Genomic DNA, 23,876 nt, shown 5'->3' with positions numbered 1-23,876 from the left:
CCGCCCCGCCGAACACGCATCTCGCCCCTTCCGAGACGCGCGCCCCGCCCCCCTCCCCCGCACACCTGCGCCAACTCGCGAGCCTCGTGGACAGCCCCGACCGTCACGAAACACTCACGACCCGCGGGCAACCTTTCCCCGCGTGCCACCTTTTCCTGCCCGCAAAGGAAATCGGGCCACGCGCCCAGCAAGTCGGGCACGCACTCAGGCAGCCATCACACGCACCCGAAGAGTCGGCGCACACGCCCAAACGGTTGGAACGCGCACCCACGCAGTCCGGACGCATATCCGAACAGTCCGAGCGCGCACCCGAGCAGACCGGACGCGTACCCGAGCAGACCGGACGCGTACCCAACCAGTCCGAGCGCGTACCTGAGCAGCGCGGACGCTTACCCGAATAGTCCGAGCGCCTACCGAACAGTCCGGACGGGTACCCGAAAAGCCCGCAACGCGTACCTGAGCAGTGCGGACGCGTCCCTGAGCGCACAGAGCGCATGCCTGAACCGGTCGGCGCGCGGACCTTGGCGGCCAGAACGCGGACCCTCAACGGTCGGCGCGCGGACCCGGGCGGTCGGAACGCGGACCTCAATGGTCGGCAAGCGCGCCTGAAGCGCCGGTCGTGGCTATCACGCTCGGACCCGCTTGATCGAGGTTTGGGATTTTGCATACCAAAACCTGTATGCTGATCACATGACCGAAGCCACCTCCCCCTTGCCCGAGCGCGGACCGACCGGCCGGAAGACCAAGGGGTCGTTGAGCGGAGCGGCGGCCCGGCGCGTCGAGCGGCCTGCGCCGTTGCGGCAGGCCGTGTACGAGGCGCTCGCCGAGCTGATCATCAACCGGACGCTGCAGCCGGGTCAGCATCTCGTCGAGGCGGACCTCGCCGAATACCTCGGGGTGAGCAGGCAGCCGGTGCGGGAAGCGTTGCAGCGCCTGCAGACCGAGGGCTGGGTCGACCTCCGGCCCGCGCAGGGCGCCTTCGTGCACCTGCCCACCGACGAAGAGGCGGACCAGCTGTTCAGCGTCCGAGGTGTCCTCGAGGCGCACTCCGCGCGGCTGGCCGCGGAGCACGCCACGGCCGAGGACATCGAACGGCTGTGGGAACTGCATCAGGCAGGTGTCGACGCGTTGGGCGACCAGGATGTCGAACGCCTGGTCGCGGCCAACGCGTCGTTTCACGCCTTCATCACCGAACTGTCCGGCAACAAGGTGCTCGCGGAGCTGATCGGCCAGGTCGACCGCCGGGTCCGCTGGTACTACACGGCGATCGCGCGCCCGCGCGGCGGCGAAGCGTGGGCGCAGCACGCGATGCTGATCGAGGCCATCACGGCCAAGGACGCGAAGCGTGCCGAGGAGATCATGTCCGCGCACACCGAGCAGACCCGGCAGGTCTACCTGAACCGGCCCGAGAACGACTAGCACCGCTCGAGATCTAGTGGTCGGAAACCAAACGTGGCGTCGTGAGTGTTTCGGCCGGCTCCGACCACTCGCTCGACGCACCCGCGCGGCACGTGACAAGGACCCCCTTGCGACGCTCTGGGTGACAAGGGCCGCCCTTGTCACCCAGAGCGCAGCCTGGCGAGTGCGAATAGGGCGTGCCCATTCAGCGGGCGGCATCCCCGAGGAGCTAGCCGGTGGGCGCCGGCCGGAACCGGGGCACGGGCTCGCGCTTCGGCCTCGGCCTGCCGGGCTGGCGCAGGAACAACGTCAGCACCGCGGACACCAGCGCGATCGAGCCGGCCAGGATGTACGCGCCGGTGTAACCCCACGCGCTGATCACACCTGCCGCGAGCCCGCCGCCGCCGACCCCGCCGACGAGTTTCGCGCTGTAGACCAGGCCGTAGTTGGACGCGTTGTTGTTCTCGCCGAAGTAATCGGGCACGAGCGACGCGAACAGCGGATAGAACGCGCCACCGCCGAACCCGGTCAGGAACGCGAACACCATGAACAGCGGCAGGTTGTGCGTGTTGCCCGCGTACAGCACCCCGAACTGGGCGAACGCGGCGATCACCAGCACGACCGTGAGCGTCTGCCTGCGGCCGATCCGGTCGGAGACCCAGCCGACCACCGCGCGGCCGGTCCCGTTGACGATCGACAGCACGCCCGCCGACGAAGCGGCGACGAACGGGCCGAAGTTGCTCTCCTTGGCGAAGGGGACCTGGAAGTTGATGCCGAAGAGCGAGACCCCGCCGATGATCACCAGGCTCAGCCACATCAGCGGCAGCATGCCGGTGCGGATCGCCTCCATCGGTGAGTACTGCCTGACCGCGGGCGGATTCTTGGCCAGGCTCTTCACCGCCGTGTTCTGCTTGACCCAGCTGATCGGGTCGATTTCCTTGGGCCACCAGCTCTTCGGCGGGTCCTTGAACAGGAATCCGCAGAACGCGACGACGACCAGCATGTACACGCCGATCAGGTCGAGCACGACCGCGTAGTTGCCCGGTGTCAGCAGCGCGCTGAACACATAGATGAAAGGCACGGCGCCATAGGCGAACCCGCCGTTGACGAACCCGGTACGGGCGCCACGTTTCTCGGGATACCACTTGCCGACCATGTTGATGCAGGTCGCGTACACCAGACCGGCGCCGGTGCCGCCGACGACCGAATAGCCCAGGAACGCGACCAGCAGATTCCCGCTGTGCGCGATCGTGAAGTAGCCGATGCCGCTGCAGACCGCGGCCGTCAGCATCGCGGCCTTGGCCGAGACGATGTTCTTTTCCCTGAGGCGTCCCGCCGGGAACGCCACGCCCGCCTGGAACACGGCCCAGACACTGGCCAGCCAGAACACGTCCGAGAGTGTCCAGCCGTACTTCTCCTCGAGTGTGCCCACGACGGCCCCCCAGCCGTATTCGAAGACACTGACCGCCATCATGGCGATCCAGGGCAACCAGACCATCCACGCCCGCGACCGTCCCATGAGGTCGTGCGGACTCTCCCCTATCCGGTATATCCGTCCGTTTTCGTCAGTGATCTCCTGGAAGCTCGGTGCGGCAGTGGTCATAAGAGTTCTCTTTCGTCACCGTTGACTATGTCCCTCTCGCGTGCGGGTGGTGCCGGCTCCTTTCACTTCGCGGAACGGGCCCAGCGGTATTTCGCGCCGAGCACGGCGACCGGCTTCTCGGTCGTGTACGGATACGCGGGGATGCCCCGCTGGTAGAGGTATTCGCTGGCTTCCTCGACCTCGACGTCCCCGGAAAGCGAAGCGACCACCGGCTTGTGGATGCCCTGGGCGCGGTACTCCTCGACGACCTCGGCGACGAGTTCCGCGAAGACCATAGGGGGCGTGACGATCGTGTGCCAATAGCCGAGGATCAAGGCGTGGATCCGTTCGTCCTCGAGTCCGAGCGCGACGGTATTGCGGTAGGTCGACGGCGGTTCCCCGCCGGTGATGTCGACCGGATTGCCCGCGGCGCCGAAAGGTGGGATGAACTCGCGGAACGCGGCGTCCAAATCGGACGGGATCTCCATCAGACTCAGGCCGTTGTCCACACAGGCGTCGGAGAGCAACACGCCGGAACCACCGGCGCCAGTGATGATCACGACGTTCTCACCTCGCGGCGTCGGGAGCAAGGGCAAAGCGCGGGCATACTCGAGCATGTCGTTGAGACCCGGCGCCCTGATCACGCCGCTTTGGCGCAGAATGTCGTCGTAGACCTTGTCATTGCCCGCCAAAGCACCCGTGTGCGAACTAGCCGCTTTCGCGCCTTGGGAAGTTCGCCCCGCTTTGAGCACGACAACCGGTTTCTTCGCCGAGACCCGCTTGGCCGTTTCCGCGAAGGACCGGCCGTCCTTGAGGTCTTCCAGGTGCATGGCGATGAGCTGGGTGTTGTCGTCCTGCTCGAAGAAGGTGAGCAGATCGTCCTCGTCGATGTCCGCCTTGTTGCCCACACCGACGATCGACGACACGCCCATCTTCGCCGACCGGCTGAACCCGAGTATCGCCATGCCGATACCACCGCTCTGCGACGACAGCGCGACACCGCCTTTGACGTCATAAGGCGTGCAGAACGTCGCCGAAAGGTTCTCGGGCGTGTAGTAGTAGCCGTAGATATTGGGCCCGAGAATCCGCACGCCGTGCTTGCGCGCGATGGCGACGACCTCGTCCTGCAACTCGATGTTCCCGGTCTCGCCGAACCCGGACGGGATCAGGATCGCGCCGGCGCACCCTTTCTTGCCCACCTCCTCCAAAGCCGCGGCGACGAACTTGGCCGGAATCGCGAAGATTGCCACGTCCACGTCACCGGGGACGTCCGCGATGCTCGCGTACGCCTTGCGGCCGAGAATCTCCGGCGCCTTCGGGTTGATCGGGTGGATCTCGCCCGCGTAGCCACCGTTGACCAGGTTCTTCATCACCGAGTTGCCAATCTTGCCCGCCTCGGCGGACGCGCCGATCACGGCGACCGCGGCCGGTTTCATGATCCGGGTCATCGACGCCAGGATCTCCTCCTGGCCGAACCGGACCGGCTCATGTGCCGCGTCCGGGTCGATGAGGATCCGGACATCGACGGCGGTCGCGCCCGACGGGGTCGCGAGCACCGGATTCAGGTCGACCTCGGCCAGCTGAGGGAAATCGGTGACCAGCTCGCCGATACGGTGGATGACCTCGGCCAGCGCCTCACGATTCGCCGGCGCCGCACCGCGGACGCCCTTCAGCACCTCGGCGGCCGCGATGCCGTCGATCATCGAAAGCGCTTCGGTTGTGGTCGTCGGCGCGAGCCGGAAGGTTACGTCCTTCAGCACCTCGACGAGCACCCCGCCGAGCCCGAACGCGACGATCTTGCCGAACGTCGGGTCCGTGGTCGCACCGATGATGACCTCGTGCCCTTCGCTCAGCATCCGCTGAACCTGCACACCGACGATGTCCGCATCACCGTCGTATGCCTTGGCGTTGTCGATGATGGTACGGAAACCCTCCGACACTTTTGCGGGAGTCTCAAGCCCGATCAGCACCCCGCCCGCTTCGGTCTTGTGCAGAATGTCCGGCGACACGATCTTCAACACCACCGGCAGACCGATCTCCAACGCCTGCGCGACGGCCTCGTCCGCCGTAGTCGCCAGCCGCTCTTGGGGCGTCGCGATCCCGTACGCCTCGCAGACCTGCCTGCCTTCCGGAGCCGTGAGCGAACTCCGGCCCTCGGCCGCGGCCTTCTCGAGGATCTTTTCGACGATCTCCTTGTCGGGCATGCTTTCTCCTCTAGATCACGCCTGCGGTTCGGAGGCCTTCGACCTGCTCGGCGCTGTAGCCGAGTTCCTTGAAGACCTCGTCGTTGTGCTCGCCGAGCAGCGGCGAGCGTTCGACGTCGACGGGGGAATCGGAGAGCTTGATCGGGCAGCCGACGGTCTTGAAGCTCCCCCGCTCGGGATGCTCGACCTCGACGACCGACCCGAGCTCGGCCAGCGTCTCGTCCTCGATCAGCTCCTTGGTCGACAGGATCGGCCCGCACGGCACACCGTGCGCGTTCAGCCGCTCCATGACCTCCCACTTGGTGTGCTTCTCGGTCCACGATTCGATGAGCCCGAACGCCTTGTCCAGCTTGGAAAGCCGGGCTTCCGGGGTGGCCCACTCCGGGTCATCGGCGAGCTCGGGCCTGCCGATCAGTTCGGTGATCGGCTGCCAGCCGACCGGCTGGATGATCACGTAGATGTAGTCGTTCGGCCCGCCCGGCGCGCACCGCACCGCCCAGCCGGGCTGGCCGCCACCGGAGGCGTTGCCCGAGCGTGGCACCTCGGCACCGAAGATGTCGTTCGGGTACTCGCCCAGCGGACCGTGTGTGAGCCGCTGCTGATCACGCAGCTTGACCCGGCACAGGTTGAGCACCGCGTCCTGCATCGCGACCTGCACCCGCTGGCCACGTCCGGTGTGCGTGCGCTGGTACAGCGCGGCGAGAATGCCCGCGACCAGGTGGATCCCGGTGCCGGAGTCACCGATCTGCGCGCCGGTGGCGGTCGGCGGTCCCTCCTCGAACCCGGTCGTGCTCATCGCGCCGCCCATGGCCTGCGCGATCACTTCGTAAGCCTTGAAGTCGGCGTAACGCCCAGGGCCGAACCCCTTGATGGAGGCGTAGACCAGGCCGGGGTTGAGCTCGCTCAGCTTCTCCCACGAAAACCCGAACCGGTCGACGACACCCGGCCCGAAGTTCTCGACCAGGACATCCACGGTGGACACGAGCTGGGTGAAGACCTGCTTGCCTTCAGCGCTTTTCATGTTCAGCGTGATGCTGCGCTTGTTGGCGTTCAACATCGTGAAGTACAGGCTGTCCACCCCGGGCAGATCACGCAGCTGGCCTCGGGTGATGTCACCCCGGCCGGGGGTTTCGAGCTTGATCACGTCCGCGCCGAGCCAGGCGAGGATCTGCGTGGACGAGGGTCCTGATTGGACGTGGGTCATGTCGAGGACGCGAACGCCTTCCAGTGCCTTACCCATGTTCAGGCCTCCTATTTGTACATCGTCTGGTTCATCGTTCCCGGGGCGTAGACGTCCGGGTCCACCCACACATTGATCAGCGACGGCTTGCCGGACTCGCGGGCGCGCAGCAGCGCGGGCCCGATCTGACTGGGGTCGCGCACTTCTTCACCGTGCCCGCCGAGCATCCGCGCGAACTCGTCGTAGCGGACGTCGCCGAGCGTGTTGCCGACGCGTTCACGGGGCAGGCCGTATTTCTGGGCCTGGCCGTACCGGATCTGGTTCATCGAGGAGTTGTTGCCGACGATGCCCACGAACGGCAGGTCGAACCGCACGAGGGTCTCGAAGTCCCAGCCGGTGAGGCTGAACGCGCCGTCGCCGAACAGCGCGACCACTTCCTTGTCCGGCCTGGCGAGTTTCGCGGCCATCACGAACGGGACGCCGACGCCGAGCGTGCCCAGCGGGCCGGGATCCATCCAGTGGCCCGGCGACTTCGGCTGGACGACCTGGCCCGAGAAGGTGACGATGTCGCCGCCGTCGCCGATGTAGATCGAGTCCTCGGTGAGGAACTCGTTGATCTCGTGCACCAAACGGTACGGATGGATCGGATCGGCGTCCGAATGCTGCAGCGGCAGCCGCTTCTGCTTCGCCTTGTCCTCGACGGTGTGCAGCTCCTCGAGCCAGACCTTGCGCGCCACCGCGCCGTTGTCGACCCGTCCGCTCGCCGCCTCGGCGACCGCCGCGAGCACCTGGCCCGCGTCGCCGACGATGCCGAGGTCGATGTCGCGGTTCTTGCCGACCGTGCGGTAGTCGAGGTCGATCTGCACCACCGTGGCGTCGGGTGAAAGCCGTTTGCCGTACCCCATCCGGAAATCGAACGGGGTGCCGACGATGACGATCACATCGGCGTTGTCGAAGGCGTACCGGCGCGAGAGCTGGAAATGGTGCGGGTCGCCGGGCGGGAGCGTGCCGCGGCCGGCGCCGTTCATGTACGCGGGGATGTTGAGCGTGCGCACCAGGTCGAGCGCCGCGTCGGTCGCGCGGGTCGTCCACACCTGACTGCCCAGCAGGATCGTGGGTTTCTTGGCATGCACCAGGAGATCTGCCAGCTTCTCGACGTCCGCCGGATCGCCGGCGTTGCGAGTGGACGCCCGGTACGCGCCCGCCTTGGGGATCCGGGCGGCCTCGACCGGGACCTTCGCGTCGAGCACGTCGCGCGGGATCTCCAGGAAGGACGGACCCGGCGCGCCGTGGAAGCTCTCGCGGAACGCCATCGACACCAGATCGGCCACGCGCGCGGTGGACGGCACGGTCGCGGCGAACTTGGTGATCGGCGTCATCATGTCCACATGCGGCAAGTCCTGCAGTGAGCCCATTTTGTGCTGGGTGGACGCGCCCTGGCCGCCGATCAGCAGCATCGGGCTTTCCGCGCGCAACGCGTTCGCCACCCCGGTGACGGCGTCGGTCGTGCCGGGCCCCGCGGTCACGACCGCGCATCCCGGCTTGCCGGTGACGCGGGCGTAGCCGTCGGCCGCGTGCGCGGCGACCTGCTCGTGCCGGACGTCGACGACCTGGATGTCTTCGTCGACGCAGCCGTCGTAGATGTCGATGATGTGCCCGCCGCACAAGGTGAAGATGGTTTCGACGCCCTCGGCCTTGAGTGCCTTGGCCACGAGATGCCCACCGGAGATCAGTTCCTGCTCCGCCATAGCTCTGCTCCTCTGCACAAGCGCCGGACTGTAGATTGCATACCGTATGCGGTAGGCATATAGTTACTCTCCGAGCGGCCCGCTGTCCAGGGGCTTTCGCAGGTTTCTCATCGAGACGAGGACCTCATGGATCTTTTCGAATACGAAGCCCGTGACCTGTTCGAACGGCACGGAGTGCCCGTGCCACAAGGAAAAGTCGCCGACACTCCCGAGGAGGCCCGCGCGATCGCGGCCGCGCTCGGCGTGCCTGTGGTCGTCAAAGCGCAAGTAAAGGTCGGCGGCCGCGGCAAGGCCGGCGGCGTCAAACTCGCCCGCACCCCCGACGACGCGGAGCAAGCGGCCGACGACATCCTCGGCATGGACATCAAAGGCCATACCGCGCACCGGGTTCTGGTCACCGAGGCCAGCCGGATCGCCGACGAGTACTACGTCGCGTTCCTGCTCGACCGTACGGAACGGACATTCCTCGCGATGGCCTCATCGCGGGGCGGAATGGACATCGAGCAAGTCGCTTCGGAAGCACCGGAAGCGTTGGCACGCCTGCCGATCGACCCGCGCACCGGCGTCGATCGCGCGGTCGCGGTGAAGATCGCCGAGGCGGGAGGTCTTCCGGCCAAGGCGGCTCCGGTCATCGAACGGCTGTGGACGGTGTTCGTCGCCGAGGACGCGACACTGGTCGAGGTGAATCCGCTCGCCCGCACCGCGGCGGGCGAGATCCTCGCGCTCGACGGCAAGATCACCGTCGACGAGAACGCGTCCTTCCGGCACACCGCGTTTTCTCCCGCACAGGACGGCGATCCGCTGGAACGCCTCGCCAAGGCGGAAGGCCTCAACTACGTCAAGCTCGACGGCGACATCGGCGTGATCGGCAACGGCGCGGGCCTGGTGATGTCCACTTTGGACGTCGTCGCGGCCGCCGCGGCGGCGACCGGCGCGGCCGGGCCTGCCAACTTCCTCGACATCGGCGGCGGCGCGTCGGCCGGGGTGATGACGGCCGGGCTCGGTGTCATCCTCGGCGATCCGGGCGTGCGCAGCGTGTTCGTCAACGTCTTCGGCGGCATCACCGCCTGCGACGCCGTCGCCCGCGGCATCGTCGGCTCGCTCGAGAACCTGGGCGACCGCGCGACCAAGCCGATCGTGGTCCGCCTCGACGGCAACAACGTCGACGAAGGACGGCGGCTGCTCACCGAAGCCGCCCACCCGCTGGTGACCTTGGTGGACACCATGGACGCCGCCGCCCGCGCGGCGGCCGAACTCGCAGTGGAGGCGTGATGGCGATCTTCCTGGACGAGCACAGCAAGGTGATCGTGGCCGGGATGACCGGTTCCGAGGGCCTCAAGCACACCCGCCGCATGCTCGCGGCGGGCACCCGGATCGTCGGCGGTGTCAACCCACGCAAGGCGGGCTCGACCGTCGACGGCCTCCCGGTGTTCGGCACCGTCGCGGACGCCATGGCGGCCACCGGCGCCGACGTCTCGGTCCTGTTCGTCCCGCCCCCGTTCGTCAAAGACGCGGTCCTGGAGCACGTCGACGCGGGCATCGGCCTCGCGGTGGTGATCACCGAAGGCGTCCCCGTCCACGACGCGGCGTACTTCTGGGCACACGCCCGCGCGAGCGGCACGCGCGTCATCGGCCCGAACTGCCCGGGCGTGATCAGTCCCGGCAAGTCCAACGCGGGCATCATCCCCGACGGCATCACCAAGACCGGTCGCATCGGCCTGGTGTCCAAATCGGGCACGCTGACCTACCAGCTCATGCACGAGCTTCGCGATTTCGGCTTCTCGACCTGCGTCGGCATCGGCGGCGACCCGATCATCGGCACCACCCACATCGACGCGGTGGCCGCCTTCGAGGCCGATCCCGAGACGGACCTCATCGTCCTCATCGGCGAGATCGGCGGCGACGCCGAGGAGCGCGCCGCCGGCTACATCCAGCAGCACGTCACCAAGCCGGTCGTCGCCTACGTCGCGGGTTTCACCGCCCCCGAAGGCAAGACCATGGGCCACGCGGGCGCCATCGTCTCCGGCTCGGCCGGCACCGCCCAGGCCAAGCAAAAGGCCCTCCAAGCCGCCGGCATCGCGGTCGGCGACACCCCCAGCGAAACCGCCGCACTGGCCCGAGAAGCCCTGGCCTGAAAGTCGGGATAAAGCGGGCTTTATCCCGGACGCTTTCCCCGGGATAAAGCCCGCTTCATCCCGACTCCCCCAGCCGGTCCGAGCGCGTGTAGACGTTCATCGAAAGGCCGCGCAGGAAGCCCACCAACGTCAATCCTGACTCCGCGGCCAGGTCGACGGCGAGTGACGAGGGGGCCGAAACCGCGGCCAGGAAAGGGATCCCGGCCATCACGGCCTTCTGGACCAGCTCGAACGAGGCACGGCCACTGACCATCAGCACGGTGCCCGACAGCGGCAGACCGTCCGAGCGAGTGGCCCAGCCGATGACCTTGTCGACCGCGTTGTGGCGGCCGACGTCCTCACGCAGGCACAGCAGTTCGCCCAAGGCGTCGAAGAGGCCTGCCGCGTGGAGGCCCCCGGTGCGGTCGAAGACCTTTTGGACCGCACGGAGCTTGTCAGGGAAGGTCGCGAGCAGAGCCGGGTCGACGTGCAGCGGGTCGTCGGCGACCGGCCAGGAAGCAAGGGTGCGGACCGCGTCCAAGCTCGCCTTTCCACAGAGGCCGCATGATGAGGTCATGTAGAAGTTCCGCTCCGCAGCAGGAGGCGGGACGTCGACGCCGAGCAGCACGTCGAGCACGTTGAAGGTGTTCGAGCCGTCCGCGGTGGCGCCCGCGCAGTAGCGGATCGCGAGGATGTCGGTCCCTGACCGGACGATGCCCTCGCTGACCAAGAAGCCCGCGGCGAGGTCGAAATCGTTGCCCGGGGTGCGCATGGTGATCGAAAGGGCCTTGCCGCCGACGCGGATCTCGAGTGGTTCCTCGACGGTCAGAGTGTCCGGCCGGACCGTTTCGACGCCTTCGACCAGCCGGACCACGCGACGCCTGGTGGTCAGGCGGCCCATCGGCTCACCTTCACCGGCAGCAATTGTGGCCTGCCCGGTTGCGAAAGGCGCCCCGCGAGTAGCGCACCGGCAAGGCTTAACAAGCCCGCAGCGACGAAACCGTACGAAGAAACCGCTAGGCCGATGCCTAGCACCGCGCCCGCCGCCTTGGCGCTGTAGAGGACACCGAAGTTCTGCAACGCCGAATCCTCCCCGAAGTACTCACGCACCAGGCCAACGAGCAGGGAGTAACAGCAGCCGTTGCCGAGACCGGCGAGCGCGGCGCCCACGACGAGCCCGAGCGCGTGCCGGTGCTCGCCCGAGTACAGGAGCACGAACTGCGCCACTCCCCCGGCGACGAGCGCGAGTCGGAGAATGCGCTTACGTCCCCAGTGATCCGAGAGCCAGCCGAGCAGCACCCGGCCAACGCCCGTGACCCCGGCGAGCACGCTCAACGCGACCGCCGCGAGCACCGCGCCGCCGCCGCGCGACGCGACGTAGGTCGACAGGTACGCGAGGTCGAACAACAGCACGGCCGCGGCGAGCATGACGATCGCGTACAACGCCAGCGCCGTCCGCGAGCGCAGGACCTCGCCCGGCCGGAAATGGCGAACAGCGGGACGGTTCGCGACGACGCTGCGGTTGCGGGCCTTGTCCAGCGCCCACGCACGCGGGTCCGGCGAAGCGGGCCACCAATGCGGAGGCGGATCGCGCAACAGGACACCACAAGCCGCGATCACGACCAGGACCACCACGGCGAGCATGTCCAAGACGAGAGCGCGGCGCTCGACGGTCAGCCAGAAGCCGGCCGCGAGCACGAAAGGCACACAACCGTACGCGAAAGCACCACTCACGGCGCCGACACGCGCGGCCGTGCGGTCGGGGAACCACCTCATCACCGTGCCGACGCAGGTCGCGTAGACGAGTCCGGTGCCGATGCCGCCGAGCACCGAGTACCCGAGGAACACCATCGCCAGGCTGCTCGCGTTGCCCAGCGTGAACAGGCCCGCCGCGCAGAGCATCGCGCCGAGCAGGGTCGCCTGCGCCGGCGGCAGGACGCCTCGGTCTCGCAGGCGCGCGGCCGGGAAGGCCACGCCCGCTTGGCACACCGTCCACAACCCGAGCGAGAGCACGACCTGCTCGAAGGTCCAGCCGTGCGCTCGCGTGAGGATCGGCGCGATCGCCGCGAAGCCGTATTGCTGCAGACCGGCCGCGAGCATGGCCGCCCAGCTCAGACCCATCATCCAGCCGCGCGAACGGCCGAGCAGGTCTCGATCACTCTCGCCGACCCGGTATCGGCGGCCGTAGATGTCCACAAGTTCTTGAGCCATGTTCGCCACCTGGCTATCGAATACTGTATGCAGTAGCCTTGAGTATGGCACCCGGGCGGGCTCACTGTCCACGGCTCCACCAGTGAGGAGCGGACCATGCTGACTTCGTGGCACAAGGCACGAGAGACGGCGAGGTCGCTCGCCAAGCCACTCGAAGCCGTCGAGTTGCCGCTGAAGCAGGCGCTGGGCATGGCTTTGGCAAGCCCGCTGCGCGCGTTGACCGACATGCCCGCGTTCGACAACTCCGCGATGGACGGTTTCGCCGTCGCCGGGCCCGGTCCGTGGAGGCGGGCCGGACGCGTCAGAGCGGGCGACGAACCACGGGCCGAAACCCTGCGCTCGGGTCAGTGCGTCGAGATCGCCACGGGAGCGCCTGTCCCCCACGGCGCCGACGCGGTCATCCCCATCGAAGACTGCGTACAGACCCAACACCACGTCACCGGGCCGGTCACCCTCGGACGGCACATCCGGCGTGCCGGCGAAGACTGTCACGCGGGCCTTGAACTCGTGAGCACGCACAAGACGATCACGCCCGCGATGCTCGGGCTGGCCGCGAGCGTCGGCTACGACACGCTTTTCGTGCATCGCCGTCCCACGGTCACGCTGCTCCTCACCGGCGACGAACTACTGCTCGAAGGACCACCTCGACCAGGCCGGGTGCGCGACGCGATCGGTCCCGTCCTGCCAGGCCTCATCACGAAGCACGCCGATCTCCTGAAGACCGCGTACGTTCGCGACGATCGAGCCACTCTCACCGAGGCACTCGGCGAGAGCACTGATCTCATCATCGTCTGCGGCGCGACCTCAGTCGGCCCGGCCGACCATCTCCGCGGCGCGCTCCGCGATCTGCGCGCGGACGTTCTCATCGAAGGTGTCGCCTGCCGCCCCGGTCACCCGCAACTGCTGGCCGTGCTGCCCGAAGGTCGTCGCGTGGCCGGACTTCCCGGCAACCCGTTCGCGGCGCTGGCCGCCACGCTCACGCTGGTGCGGCCCCTGCTCGCCGGTCTCGGCGGACACGAGGTCCCCGAACCGACGACAGCGCGGGTCAACGCCGTCACGACGCATCCGCGCGACACCCGGCTCGTCCCGGTCACCAGGGCCAGCGGCGAAGCCATCCCCGTCGGCCACGATCGGCCCGGCAGTCTCCGAGGCGTCGCGCTCGCCGACGCGCTCGCCGTCATCCCGTCCCACTGGGCGGGTGGCCAGGCGGAACTACTGCCACTCTGAGTCAACGATTCGCACACTCGACGCCCACGCGGTATAAAAAGATCGTCCGCCGTCACAACACCCTTGGAAGGGATGACGGCATGGACGCCAAAACCAGGCTCTTCGCGCTGCCGATGGCCGCGCTTCTCCTGCTCGCTTCGACCTCCGCCGCGCACGCCTCGACCATCTGGAACGGCGACGCCGCGGGCGGCACCGGCATCTTCGGCAACCTGAACTGCGACTCCCCCGGCAGCATCACCGCCGTCGACGAACCCGGCCACGGCAAGGTGTGGAAGTACGCGAAGCCCGGAGGCAGCAACCGCTGCGAGAACCACGGCATCTCGGTCGGCGGCAAGCGCTACGTCTTCAAAGGCGGCGAGACCTATTACTTCGGCTGGCAGAGCAAACTGTCCAGCACGGTGAACAACAACGCCAACTTCCAGTGGAAGTCCTACGGCCACCACACGCAGAACTTCCCGGTCGTGCTGAAGATGATCGGCGGCAGGATGTCGATGCTGCAAAGCCAGCCAACCGGCAGCGACAAGATCATCTGGTCCGCGCCGATCACCGCGAACACCTGGCACGACTACACCATTGGGCTCTACCTCTCGAGCGCCACCACCGGCGGCTGGGTCGAGCTGTACCTCGACGGCAAGAAGCAGACCTTCACCAACGGTACCCAGCGCTACGCCTGCCGCACGCTCGACGACATCAACGAGCCCAAGTGGGGTGTCTACGGCGCGAACGGCACCTCGGTGACGAACTACGTCGACGCGCTCAAGGTCGGCACGACCTACGAGGACGTTGCTCCCTGAGTCATGAGTGGCATGGTCGGCTATTTGGACGGAAAGCCAAACGTGGCGTGTCCGGGCGGCTGGGTGAGGGCCTCCTTCACTCACCTGCGCGGACCGGGGTCGTAAATGAGGGGATCCCCTCGCTCCACCCTGACAACGCTTGCGCGAGTGGTACCTCTGCTCCGCTAGATGCAGCGGAGGTACCACTCGCGCGGACACACCACTCTGATCTGAGCTTGATCGCGCAGCGAGGGGGCCCCGAGTGCTTATCACGCACTCGAGGGCACCCTTACGTCACAGCGCAACCTCTCGGCCAAGGAAATCCACACCGGCCAGCCCTGGAACACGCCATATTTGGCCTTCCCTCAAATAGAACCGGCCGGAACACTCACGACTCCTGGCCTCGGGAAGCCTTGTTGATCAGGTCACCCGCCGCGTCGAGGCACGCCGCGCAGATGACCGAGCCGAGTTCCTCGCAGCTCATGCGGACCAAAGGACGCCGAAACCCGAGGAAGGTCAAGCGCTCCCACCGGCCACACTGGTCGCAAGCGGCTTCGGCGTCAGGGGTCAGGCGGAGCAGCGTGGTCCCGCCCGCACTGCTGCGCGCTTCGCCATCACGGACCAGTGCGAGACCCGCCTCGACACAGGACGGGCAGATGGGGCCTTTCGGGCCGGGCGCCCGGTGCTGGCCGGCGCTCTCTTCGCGCCCGCAGAATCGGCATCGGCCGGTCGTCACCATCACGCCAGGCTAGCCCAGCGGGGATCACGTCCCCGCCGGGCTCCGGCCGAAGATCAGATCTCGCCGTCCGTGCGCAGCTGGAGGCGGACGTTGGTGTTCGCGGTGCCGTTGTTGGTCGCGCAGGCCACGTAGTAGCCGGGGCCGGGGAAGTTGCCGTAACTCGACCGGAGCTCCGCGGCGAACGAGGTCACCAGCCCGGGCGAGCCCACGATCGTGGCACCATTGAGCTGCAGCTTGAACTTCGCGCCCTGGCCGGTCGCCGATCCGTCGACGCGGACCTGGTAGCCGGCGTACTGCTGGACGCAGACCTGCTGGCCCGGGGTGAGCGTGCCGCCGTAGAACTGGTTGGCCGAGGCGGAACCGGCGCCCGCCAGCAGTGCCAGCGCGACCGCGCCGCCCGCGGCCGCGACGGTGCCGATGCGGGTGATTGTCTTGTGCGCCATGGTCTTTCTCCTTTTCGAAGGGGTTGTTCGATGGGAGAAAGGTACGGTCGGGAAATGGTCACCCACGAGACCGTTCCGCGCTCAGTCTTGGCCCAATTCCGTCCGCAACAGCTCAGTGAGCCGGGTGACGCCCGCCGTGAGATGCCTGCGGTACGTGCTCGTCGGCAGGTCGAGCAGCTCCGCCGCGCGCGCCTGCGACTCGGCGGGCTGCAGGTAGGTGTGGTGGACCGCGCGGAAGCCACGCCGGTCCTTCGGTGAGGCTTCCATCTTCGCCGCCGCCGCACGGATCAGGTCCGCCAGCGCCCGCGCGCGCTCGCGTGGTGTCTTCCCCGCCGGCGCCAGCGGCGACTCGGCCAGCCGGTCGTCCCTGGTGAAATCCCGCAGCGCCTGCTTGACCGCCGCCGCGAACTCGCCCTCGGTCAGCGCCGTCGTCTCGGGCACCGACTCGCGGTCGGCCATCAGCGCCATCCACGTCATCGGCGGCACCTCGCGCCAGTCGTGCGCGAAGATCCCGAACGCCCCGGCCTCGGGCACCGGGTGGAAGTCGGTGTACCGGAACGCCGACGCCCAGAATCCCGGGTCCGCGCAGGTCACGAACACCTGCGCCAGATCGGGCGTGGCCAGGTAGAGCCGGATCAGCACCACGGTGATGTACGTGACGACGTCCGAGACCCGCTGGTGCCCGTCGACCGACATCCAGTGCCGGACCAGCAGCACCTTGCCCTCGCGCAGCCGGGGCAGCACGGCGACCGCGGCGGGGTCGGCCCGCACGTCGGCCTCGGAGGCCGCATCCAGCGCCGGCGCGACGATCACGCCGACCGCCGATTCGGAGTCTCTGATCACCGTGACCGACGACGGCTGGCTCGCGTACCAGCGGCTCGCGATCGCCGCGGACTCGTCGCCTTCGTGCTTCTCGATGACCGCGGCCAGCGACGGCCACTCCCCCGGCGACGGCGGCCCGCTCGTCAGCTCGGGCCCGACATCGGCCAGAAACGGCCCCAGTATGGGATTCTCCCGGTAGAGGAACGCGAAATCGAGCAGTGACGCGCGTTGCGAAGCCGCGTCGGAGTCGGCGAACTGCTGCTGGTAGTACGCCCGCGCCCGGCCCCGGATTCGCTGGTATGCCTCAGGGTTACGCCAGCGCAGCTCGGTGGCGAGCGTCTCGCGCACGAAGTCGTGCGGGAACAGCCCGCGCGGCGCGTAGTCCATAATGGACAGACCGCGTAACCAGTCGAACAGCTCGCGCGCGTTGCGCAAGCCGAGCATCGCCGCCAGCAACGGTTCGGTCGTCACGAGCACCTGCGCGCTCGCTTCCAGCGCCGCGCGGTGATCCGGCGTCGGCACCGTCCCGATGAGACTGTGCAGCAGCACCCTGAGCACCTCGGGCGTGGCCGTCGTCTCCGGCAGCCCGTCCGACTGCGCGGACACGTCGGCCAGCAACGCCAGCGCGAGCGGATGACCATGGGTGAACGCCAGCGCCCGGCCGTGCAGCGTGTCCGGCACCCCGCGCATCCGCAGCAGCTCGATGCCGTGCGACCGGTCGAGGTTCGCCAGCCGGATCGGGCGGACCATACTGAGCCAGCCCGGGTCGGTGCGGAACACCACCGGCGGCGGCTCGCGCCCGCCGAGCACCACGACCGCGTCTTCGGCGAGCACCGGGAACAGCTCGTCACGCAGCCAGCGCTCCACCGGCATGATCAGTTCGGCGTTGTCGACGATCAGCACGACATGGTCGTCGTCGACGTCCGGGAGTTCGAGCTCGCGGCCGTCGAGCCGCACCACGCGCCGCCCGAGATCCTCGGCGAGCCAGCCGAACTGCCGCAGCAGCGTCGACTTGCCGACCCCGCCGGGCCCGTGCACGAACACCACGGAACCCGGCGAGCCGGGCGTGACCAGTGAACGGAACAGCTCGAGTTCCGCCTCGCGCCCGACGAAGGCCCGTCGTCGCGCGGCGGCCAGCCGATCACCCAGCTTCGCCCGCATATCCGCAAGGTCGGCCGGGACGGCCCGGGTGTTACCCGAAGCTGGCGAGGTACGCCGCCGTCTTGTCCGGGTCCATGAACCAGTGCTGGAAGTCCGTCGGGTCCGAGAAACCGTTCACGAACCGCTTGGCCACGGCGGGAATTTGCGACGCGGCGCCCAGCACCTGCTGGACGTGCGGGGGCGGCGGCTGCAGCAGCGCGTTGGTCCAGTTCGTCACGTGCTGGGCGTAGGACCAGTACGAGTCGAAGGTGGCGCGCATCCACGGCTCGTCGAAGGGCCGGTCACCCTGGCCGAGAATCGAGTCCAAATAGGACGCCGCGCACTTGGCCGCGTTGTTCGAGCCCTGGCCGGTGATCGGGTCGTTCGCGACGACCACGTCCGCCATGCCGAGCACGAGACCGCCGGACGGCGGCGTCCCGACGGGGTTGCGCACCACCGGGGTGTAGCCGCCGGCGAGCGTCGCGTTCGCGTCGGTGAGCTCGGCGTCGCGGATCCGCTCGTACTCCCACGGCAGGAACTGCTTGGCCAGCGCCTTGATGCGGTCCAGGTGCTCCTGCGGGCCGGGCCGGTCGTCGAACACGTCCAGCGGGCCGCCCGGGACGCCCTCGAAGAACAGGATGTCGCAGTTCCCGCTCAGCGTGTACGCGGGGATCATGAACAGCTCACCGGCGCCGGGAATGATGTTGAACCGCACGCCCGCCTTGTCCGGGTGCTCCGGCCGCGGCGCGACACCGTGCGTGTACGCCAGCGAAAGCGCGCGCTGCGGCGAGGTGTACGGCGACAGCTCCGGGATCCGGTCGAACAGCTGGACCAGCTCACCCTTGCCCGCCGCGACGATGACCAGGTCGTACAGCTTGGCCAGCGCGTTGAGGTCCGAGGTCGCGACGCCGTGGATGACGAGCTTGCCGCCGCGCTCCTCGAACAGCTCGAGCCAGCCCGCCATCTTGACCCGCTGGTCGACCGACTGCGCGTAGTCGTCCAGCTCGCAGAACCAGTCCAGCGCCCGGCTTCCGTCGGGCGCGGCGATCGAGACGCCGAGCCCTTCGACGTTGACCGTCTCCTCTTCCCACAGGTTCAGCTTGTGGTCCCGCTCGTGCTGCAGCGAGTTGGCGAACATGCACTGCGTCGACATGACCCGCCCCGACCGGATCTCCTCCGGCGTGCGCGCCGACATCACCGTGACGTCGTAGGAGTGCCCCAGCAGGCTCAACGCCAGCTGCAACCCCGACTGCCCGGCTCCGACGATCAGTACCCTGCGCATGTTCCTCCTACGTCGTTTCCCTAAGTCATTGCGAGTTCAGGACCGGAAAGCACTGCCAGAGAAAGCGTGTGCGAAACGAGGTGCCGCAGCGTCGCGACGGCCGACGCGCGGTTGCGGGCGTCGCAGGTGATCAGCGGGATGTCCGGCGACAACGCGAGCGCGGCGCGCACCTCGTCGAGGTCGTACTCCGGCTGGCCCTCGAACTGGTTGACCGCCACGATGAACGGCAGCTGCGAGTCGTTCTCGAAGTAGTTGATCGCCGCGAACGACTGGTCGATCCGGCTGGTGTCGACCAGCACGATCGCGCCGAGCGCGCCGCGTGAGAGGTCGTCCCACAGGAACCAGAAGCGGGCCTGGCCGGGCGTGCCGAAGAGGTACAGCAGCAGATCGTCGTGCAGGGTGATCCGGCCGAAGTCCATCGCGACGGTGGTCGTGGTCTTGGAACCGTTCGGCGGTACCTCGTCGATGTCGGCGCCCGCCTCGGTCATCCACGCTTCGGTGTTGAGCGGCGGCACCTCGGACACCGAGCCGACGAGCGTCGTCTTGCCGACCCCGAACCCGCCAGCCACAACGATCTTCGCCGAGATCGTCACATCAGACGGGGAGGCGCTTGAGCCCATCGAGGATCCTCTCAAGGACGTTCGTGTCGTTTTGGAACGCCGAAGCGGTCGGGTGGATGAAGACGGCGCCCTGCGAGGCGAGGTCGGACAGCAGCACCCGGACCACGCCGAGCGGCAGGTCGAGCTCGACCGAGAGCTCGGCGACCGAGGCCTGCCTGCGTGCGCCCTCGTACAGCCCGCGCGACTCCGGCATGAGCGAGTCGGCGAGCGACGGGTCGTACTGCGGCACCGAGATCAGCGTCTCGACCAGCAGCTGATGCCGCGTCTTGGTCCGGCCGCCGGTGAGCGCGTACGCGCGGATCCGCCTGCTCCGCATGCGGAAGGGGACGTCATCGCTGGACACGGGGATCACTTTCCTTGCCTCAGGCCTGCGGCCGACGGGCGGTGAGCACTCGCCTCAGGTCCGCGCGCACCTCGGGGGTCAGCGCGTGCCCGGCGTTGGTGACGAACTGGGTCATCTCGTAGGCGACGACCTTCATGTCGCATTCGGGCCCGGTCAGCACCGCCAGCCCGGCGCCGGCGCCGATGCCCATGAACAGGAAGTACCCGTGCGTGAGCCGGATGATGATCTGCTCGCACGCGCCCTTGCCGAACAACGTGGCGCTGCTGCCCGCGAGGCTCAGCAGCCCGCTGGCGATGGCCGCGAGCTGCTCGGCGTCGTCCGGCTCGACCGACTCGGACGCGGTCAGCGGGAAGCCGTCCGACGACATGATGAGCGCGTGGCTCACGCCGTGCACCTTGCGCACGAAATCATTGAGCAGCCAGGCGAAATCGGTATGCGCGACCGTCACCGTGTGTTTCCTTCTCCCTCGATTTCGGTCCGTGCCGCCTGCTCGCCCTCGCTGAACGCGCCCAGGTCCGCGAGTAGCTGGTCGTGGCCGTTGACGCCCTGTGCCGCCGGGGCCGGTTCGTCGGGCAGGGTGCGGATGCTGCGCGAGACCCGGCGCGGCAGGCCACTCGCGGTGATGCCGCCTTCCGACGGCGCCGCGGGCCGGGGATGCGGGGTCGGCTTGGGCTTCGGCGGCCTGGGCGGGGCGGTGGCCACCGATGCCTTGCGCGGCTTCGGTTCCGCGCGCCTGGCCTGCGCGAACACCACGGTCTGCGAGCCGGACCAGACGCTCTCCGGCAGTTCGGCCATCAACCCGGCGGGCAGCATCACCGTGGCGACGGTGCCGTTCGGTGTGCGGCGGTCGAGGCGGACCTTCATGCCGTGCCTGCCGGCGAGCCTGCCGACCACGGCGATTCCCATGTGGCGCACGGACTCGTCGTCCAGCACCGGCGCGCCGTTGAGGCGGGCGTTGAGGTCGTCGATGCGCTCGTCGGGCAGGCCGATGCCCTCGTCTTCGATGCGCAGCAGCACGCTGCCCTGTTCGGTGAGGTGCGCGCTGACGCTGACCGTGGTGTTCGGCGCGGACTGGTTCGCCGCGTTGTCGAACAGCTCCGCGAGCACCCGGCTCAGGTCTTCCGAGGCGAACCCGACGACGCCGAGCTGCACGACCCGGCCGATCGTCACGCGGGAGTAGTGGTCGATCGACGACATCGCCGCGCGCATGACGTCGACCAGCGAGGTCGGCGCGGGCGCGGGTTCGCCGGCGTCACGCCCGGCGAGCACTCGCAGGTTCTCGGCGTTGCGGCGCAGGCGGGTCGCGAGGTGATCGAGCTTGTACAGCTCGGAAAGACGGTCTTGGTTCTGCTCGCCCGACTCCATCTCCTCGAGCTGCGCGAGGAGCGCGTCGACGAGGTTCAAGTCGCGCAGCGCGACGCTGGAACAGATCCCGGCGAGCACGCCGTCGGATTCCTGCTGCTTGACCGGCGGCGCCTCGATCGCCCTCGGCGCCGCTTCGGGGCCGTGCTTCGGGGGCGCGGTGAGGAAGGTGGCGGCGGCCACCCGCGAACGGTCCAGCAAGACCCGTGAGCGATCCAGCAACTCCCGAGCCCGTAAGGCCATGTGGCGTACTTCTTTCTGATCGCGTAGATGTCCCGTTGAGCGGTCACAGTTCTGCAACGCGCGTTATGCAAGCAGAATCGAATACGCGGTGTCTACAACCCGCCGCCGATCAGTCGCTCAATGTGACACCGACACACTGCCTTCGCAGCAGGTGAGAACCTCGCGTTGCTCTATTTGGGCGAACTTGAAGCTGTGACGAGGGTCTCAACCCTGGGTAGCCGAGCGCGCAAGGATCGCCTCGGTGTCGACGCCGGAAGGCAGTGTCCCGAAGGCGATTCCCCAGTCACCGTCGAGCCTCGATGCGCAGAACGCGTCGGCGACCGCGGGGTGCCCGTGCCGGTGCAGCAGGGAACCCTGCAGCACCAAGGCCATCGACTCGACGACGCGCCGCGCCCGGTACTCGATGTCGTCGAAGTCGCTCAGCTGCTTGCGCAGCTTGGCGACCGCCTCGTCGAGCCTCGGGTCGGCGCCGGAGGCCAGTTCGACCTCGCCGAAGAACGCCTCGACCGACTCGGGCTGTTTCGCCATGGCACGCAAGGAATCCAGCGCCGCGACGTTGCCGGAGCCCTCCCAGATCGACGGCAGCGGCGACTCGCGGTAGAGCCTCGGCATCCCGGACTCTTCGACGTACCCGTTGCCGCCCAGGCATTCCAGCGCCTCGGCCGCGTGCGCGGGCGCGCGCTTGCACACCCAGTACTTGCTGACCGCGAGCCCGAGCCTGCGGAACATGGCCTCGGACTCGTCGCCCGCCATGGCGCGGTCGGTGGCTCCCGCGAGCCGCATCCCGACCACGGTGGCGGCCTCGGCTTCGACGGCGAGGTCGGCCAGCACGTTGCGCATCAACGGCTGATCGATCAGCTTGGCGCCGAACGCGCTGCGATGGGTGGCGTGATGCTGCGCCTGCGCGACGCCGATCCGCATGCCGGCGGCCGACGAGATCGCGCAGTCGAGCCTGGTCAGGTTGACCATCTGGATGATCGTCGGCACGCCGCGGCCCTCTTCGCCGACCAGCCAGCCGTGCGCGCCCTCGTACTCGATCTCCGACGAGGCGTTGGACCGGTTGCCGAGCTTGTCCTTCAAGCGCTGCAACCGGATCGCGTTGCGCGTGCCGTCGGGCAGCACACGGGGGACGAAGAAGCACGAGAGCCCGCCGGGCGCCTGCGCGAGCGTGAGGAACAGGTCGGACATCGGCGCGGAGGTGAACCACTTGTGCCCGGTCAGCACGTACGACCCATCGCCCGCCGGCTTCGCGGTGGTCGTGTTGACCCGAACGTCGGAACCGCCCTGCTTCTCGGTCATCGACATGCCCGCGATCAGGCCCTTTTTGCCGCTGGGAACGCGCAATCCGTAGTCGTAGACCGGCGAGGACAACAGCGGCTCGTACGTGTTCGCGAGCTCGGCATTGGCGCGCAACGCGGGCACGGCCGCGTAAGTCATGGAGATCGGGCAGAGGTGCCCGGCGTCGGTTTGGCCCCACACGAACAACTTCGCGGCCCTCGCGACATGCGCGCCCGCCCGGTTCTCCCGCCACGGCGCGGCGTGGACACCGTGCTCGACGGCGACCTTCATCAGGTCGTGCCAGTGCGGATGGAACTCGACCTCGTCGATCCGGTGCCCGTAGCGGTCGTGCGTGTGCAGGATCGGGTGGTTGCGCTCGACGAGCCGCGCCCACTCCTGCGCCTGCTCACCGCCGGCGAGCTTGCCCAGTTCACGCAGCTCCGGTTCGGCCCAGCCCGCGCCCTCGCGCTCGAGTCCTTCGAGCAGCGGCGCGTAGGCGGCGACGTCGTGGTCACGCAGCGGCGGGACCTGGTTGGTGACCTCGTGTGTCGTCATGCGGAGCCTCCCAGAGCTCGGAGCGTGAACTGGACCAGCGCCGGCACGGTGCCCGGGCTCGCCGCGCCGTCGACCAGCGGCCCGACCAGCGCTTCGGCACCGGCGCCGACCAGCGCGGCGGCGGTCAGGTGCGGGTCCTGCGGCGGCAGCACGCCTTGGTCGACGGCTTCGGCGATGCGCTCGGCGAACACGTCGCGGAACGCACGCCGGAAGATGAGCCGTTCCTCGTCGACGGCGGGGTCGACGGGCTCGGCGAGCAGCGCGTACGCGAGCCGCGGCGCTTTGAGGGCACGTCCGGCGAACGTCTCGATGACGGCGACGACGCGGTCGACGAGCTCGCCTTCTTGCGAGGCCTCGACGACCGCGGCGACCTCACGGGCGCAGACGGTCCGGAACAGCTCGACGGCCAGCTCGGCCTTGTTCTCGAAGTGCTGGTACATACTGCCGGTCGCGATGCCGGCCTTCGCCGCGACGGCCGCCATCGAACACCCGGCATAACCCTGCTCGGCCAGCAGCTCGATCGCGGCGTTGAGCACGCTCGCGCGCTGGGCGTCCATCCTGGCCTGCACGGCAGGCGTCCTCCGGTACGGCACCCAAGAAGTGAAGCATTGA

General features: G+C 68.3%; 21 protein-coding genes. 5 read left to right on the top strand and 16 right to left on the bottom strand.

What is annotated here, in order from left to right:
- The first annotated feature begins 690 nt into the window (after positions 1–690).
- On the top strand, positions 691–1,419 hold the full coding sequence (locus tag BLV57_RS02360) for a GntR family transcriptional regulator (RefSeq protein WP_091285974.1): 729 nt from the start codon (positions 691–693) through the stop codon (positions 1,417–1,419).
- 208 nt (positions 1,420–1,627) lie between these two features.
- Here the strand turns inward: BLV57_RS02360 and BLV57_RS02355 are convergent, their stop codons facing one another.
- From BLV57_RS02355 to BLV57_RS02340, 4 genes are all read right to left on the bottom strand, one after another.
- Positions 1,628–3,001, bottom strand: coding sequence for an OFA family MFS transporter (locus BLV57_RS02355; protein ID WP_091285973.1), 1,374 nt, complete (start codon positions 2,999–3,001; stop codon positions 1,628–1,630).
- Between the two features lie 62 nt (positions 3,002–3,063).
- A complete protein-coding gene (locus tag BLV57_RS02350; RefSeq protein WP_091285970.1) occupies positions 3,064–5,184 on the bottom strand; it encodes an acetate--CoA ligase family protein in 2,121 nt (706 codons plus the stop codon).
- A 10-nt stretch (positions 5,185–5,194) separates the two neighbouring features.
- Entirely contained in the window at positions 5,195–6,424 is a 1,230-nt protein-coding gene (gene frc, locus BLV57_RS02345; protein WP_091285967.1) for a formyl-CoA transferase, read from the bottom strand.
- An 11-nt stretch (positions 6,425–6,435) separates the two neighbouring features.
- Complete coding sequence (locus tag BLV57_RS02340; protein ID WP_091285964.1) at positions 6,436–8,112, bottom strand: thiamine pyrophosphate-binding protein; 1,677 nt, start codon at positions 8,110–8,112, stop codon at positions 6,436–6,438.
- A gap of 126 nt (positions 8,113–8,238) precedes the next feature.
- Between BLV57_RS02340 and sucC the strand changes: the two genes are divergently transcribed.
- Entirely contained in the window at positions 8,239–9,384 is a 1,146-nt protein-coding gene (gene sucC / locus BLV57_RS02335; RefSeq protein WP_091285960.1) for an ADP-forming succinate--CoA ligase subunit beta, read from the top strand.
- Positions 9,384–10,247, top strand: a complete 864-nt coding sequence (gene sucD, locus BLV57_RS02330; RefSeq protein WP_091285958.1) for a succinate--CoA ligase subunit alpha — start codon at positions 9,384–9,386, stop codon at positions 10,245–10,247. The genes sucC and sucD overlap by 1 nt, the downstream gene beginning before the upstream one ends.
- 55 nt (positions 10,248–10,302) lie before the next feature.
- Here the strand turns inward: sucD and fdhD are convergent, their stop codons facing one another.
- Positions 10,303–11,127 (bottom strand): formate dehydrogenase accessory sulfurtransferase FdhD, encoded by an 825-nt coding sequence (gene fdhD, locus BLV57_RS02325; protein WP_091285955.1) that lies wholly within the window; start codon positions 11,125–11,127, stop codon positions 10,303–10,305.
- Complete coding sequence (locus tag BLV57_RS02320) at positions 11,115–12,437, bottom strand: OFA family MFS transporter (RefSeq protein WP_091285953.1); 1,323 nt, start codon at positions 12,435–12,437, stop codon at positions 11,115–11,117. Before BLV57_RS02320 ends, fdhD begins: the two co-directional genes overlap by 13 nt.
- Before the next feature lie 96 nt (positions 12,438–12,533).
- On the opposite strand from BLV57_RS02320, the gene BLV57_RS02315 reads away from it, so the two are divergent.
- The gene (locus tag BLV57_RS02315; protein WP_091285951.1) at positions 12,534–13,664 is read left to right on the top strand and encodes a molybdopterin molybdotransferase MoeA; all 1,131 of its coding nucleotides are present in this window, start codon (positions 12,534–12,536) and stop codon (positions 13,662–13,664) included.
- 80 nt (positions 13,665–13,744) lie between these two features.
- The gene (locus tag BLV57_RS02310; RefSeq protein WP_245757108.1) at positions 13,745–14,458 is read left to right on the top strand and encodes a heparin lyase I family protein; all 714 of its coding nucleotides are present in this window, start codon (positions 13,745–13,747) and stop codon (positions 14,456–14,458) included.
- Between the two features lie 367 nt (positions 14,459–14,825).
- Here the strand turns inward: BLV57_RS02310 and BLV57_RS02305 are convergent, their stop codons facing one another.
- The 10 genes from BLV57_RS02305 to BLV57_RS02260 form a co-directional block, all read right to left on the bottom strand.
- On the bottom strand, positions 14,826–15,176 hold the full coding sequence (locus tag BLV57_RS02305) for a ClpX C4-type zinc finger protein (RefSeq protein WP_091285949.1): 351 nt from the start codon (positions 15,174–15,176) through the stop codon (positions 14,826–14,828).
- Positions 15,177–15,229: 53 nt separating this feature from the next.
- A complete protein-coding gene (locus BLV57_RS02300) occupies positions 15,230–15,619 on the bottom strand; it encodes a hypothetical protein (protein ID WP_091285946.1) in 390 nt (129 codons plus the stop codon).
- Between the two features lie 81 nt (positions 15,620–15,700).
- Entirely contained in the window at positions 15,701–17,602 is a 1,902-nt protein-coding gene (locus BLV57_RS02295) for an ATP-binding protein (protein ID WP_091285943.1), read from the bottom strand.
- Between the two features lie 31 nt (positions 17,603–17,633).
- Entirely contained in the window at positions 17,634–18,863 is a 1,230-nt protein-coding gene (locus BLV57_RS02290) for a styrene monooxygenase/indole monooxygenase family protein (RefSeq protein WP_091285940.1), read from the bottom strand.
- A gap of 20 nt (positions 18,864–18,883) precedes the next feature.
- On the bottom strand, positions 18,884–19,483 hold the full coding sequence (locus BLV57_RS02285; RefSeq protein WP_091285938.1) for a GTP-binding protein: 600 nt from the start codon (positions 19,481–19,483) through the stop codon (positions 18,884–18,886).
- The gene (locus BLV57_RS02280) at positions 19,458–19,799 is read right to left on the bottom strand and encodes a DUF742 domain-containing protein (protein WP_176968525.1); all 342 of its coding nucleotides are present in this window, start codon (positions 19,797–19,799) and stop codon (positions 19,458–19,460) included. The genes BLV57_RS02285 and BLV57_RS02280 overlap by 26 nt, the downstream gene beginning before the upstream one ends.
- 46 nt (positions 19,800–19,845) lie before the next feature.
- Positions 19,846–20,274 (bottom strand): roadblock/LC7 domain-containing protein, encoded by a 429-nt coding sequence (locus tag BLV57_RS02275; RefSeq protein ID WP_091285931.1) that lies wholly within the window; start codon positions 20,272–20,274, stop codon positions 19,846–19,848.
- Entirely contained in the window at positions 20,271–21,431 is a 1,161-nt protein-coding gene (locus BLV57_RS02270; protein ID WP_091285929.1) for a sensor histidine kinase, read from the bottom strand. The genes BLV57_RS02275 and BLV57_RS02270 overlap by 4 nt, the downstream gene beginning before the upstream one ends.
- Positions 21,432–21,635: 204 nt before the next feature.
- On the bottom strand, positions 21,636–23,264 hold the full coding sequence (locus BLV57_RS02265) for an acyl-CoA dehydrogenase family protein (protein ID WP_091285925.1): 1,629 nt from the start codon (positions 23,262–23,264) through the stop codon (positions 21,636–21,638).
- Positions 23,261–23,857: a TetR/AcrR family transcriptional regulator gene (locus BLV57_RS02260; protein WP_091285922.1), complete on the bottom strand. Its 597-nt coding sequence runs from the start codon at positions 23,855–23,857 to the stop codon at positions 23,261–23,263. The genes BLV57_RS02265 and BLV57_RS02260 overlap by 4 nt, the downstream gene beginning before the upstream one ends.
- Between the last annotated feature and the right edge of the window lie 19 nt (positions 23,858–23,876).

This window comes from Amycolatopsis xylanica, from assembly GCF_900107045.1.
GTDB lineage: Bacteria > Actinomycetota > Actinomycetes > Mycobacteriales > Pseudonocardiaceae > Amycolatopsis > Amycolatopsis xylanica.
This window is presented reverse-complemented; position numbering and strand designations above follow the sequence as displayed.

Coding starts and splice junctions, on each gene's coding strand:
- BLV57_RS02360 (WP_091285974.1), top strand. CDS start 691: ATGACCGAAGCCACCTCCCCCTTGCCCGAGCGCGGACCGACCGGCCGG.
- BLV57_RS02355 (WP_091285973.1), bottom strand. CDS start 3,001: ATGACCACTGCCGCACCGAGCTTCCAGGAGATCACTGACGAAAACGGA.
- BLV57_RS02350 (WP_091285970.1), bottom strand. CDS start 5,184: ATGCCCGACAAGGAGATCGTCGAAAAGATCCTCGAGAAGGCCGCGGCC.
- frc (WP_091285967.1), bottom strand. CDS start 6,424: ATGGGTAAGGCACTGGAAGGCGTTCGCGTCCTCGACATGACCCACGTC.
- BLV57_RS02340 (WP_091285964.1), bottom strand. CDS start 8,112: ATGGCGGAGCAGGAACTGATCTCCGGTGGGCATCTCGTGGCCAAGGCA.
- sucC (WP_091285960.1), top strand. CDS start 8,239: ATGGATCTTTTCGAATACGAAGCCCGTGACCTGTTCGAACGGCACGGA.
- sucD (WP_091285958.1), top strand. CDS start 9,384: ATGGCGATCTTCCTGGACGAGCACAGCAAGGTGATCGTGGCCGGGATG.
- fdhD (WP_091285955.1), bottom strand. CDS start 11,127: ATGGGCCGCCTGACCACCAGGCGTCGCGTGGTCCGGCTGGTCGAAGGC.
- BLV57_RS02320 (WP_091285953.1), bottom strand. CDS start 12,437: ATGGCTCAAGAACTTGTGGACATCTACGGCCGCCGATACCGGGTCGGC.
- BLV57_RS02315 (WP_091285951.1), top strand. CDS start 12,534: ATGCTGACTTCGTGGCACAAGGCACGAGAGACGGCGAGGTCGCTCGCC.
- BLV57_RS02310 (WP_245757108.1), top strand. CDS start 13,745: ATGGACGCCAAAACCAGGCTCTTCGCGCTGCCGATGGCCGCGCTTCTC.
- BLV57_RS02305 (WP_091285949.1), bottom strand. CDS start 15,176: ATGGTGACGACCGGCCGATGCCGATTCTGCGGGCGCGAAGAGAGCGCC.
- BLV57_RS02300 (WP_091285946.1), bottom strand. CDS start 15,619: ATGGCGCACAAGACAATCACCCGCATCGGCACCGTCGCGGCCGCGGGC.
- BLV57_RS02295 (WP_091285943.1), bottom strand. CDS start 17,602: ATGCGGGCGAAGCTGGGTGATCGGCTGGCCGCCGCGCGACGACGGGCC.
- BLV57_RS02290 (WP_091285940.1), bottom strand. CDS start 18,863: ATGCGCAGGGTACTGATCGTCGGAGCCGGGCAGTCGGGGTTGCAGCTG.
- BLV57_RS02285 (WP_091285938.1), bottom strand. CDS start 19,483: ATGGGCTCAAGCGCCTCCCCGTCTGATGTGACGATCTCGGCGAAGATC.
- BLV57_RS02280 (WP_176968525.1), bottom strand. CDS start 19,799: ATGCGGAGCAGGCGGATCCGCGCGTACGCGCTCACCGGCGGCCGGACC.
- BLV57_RS02270 (WP_091285929.1), bottom strand. CDS start 21,431: ATGGCCTTACGGGCTCGGGAGTTGCTGGATCGCTCACGGGTCTTGCTG.
- BLV57_RS02265 (WP_091285925.1), bottom strand. CDS start 23,264: ATGACGACACACGAGGTCACCAACCAGGTCCCGCCGCTGCGTGACCAC.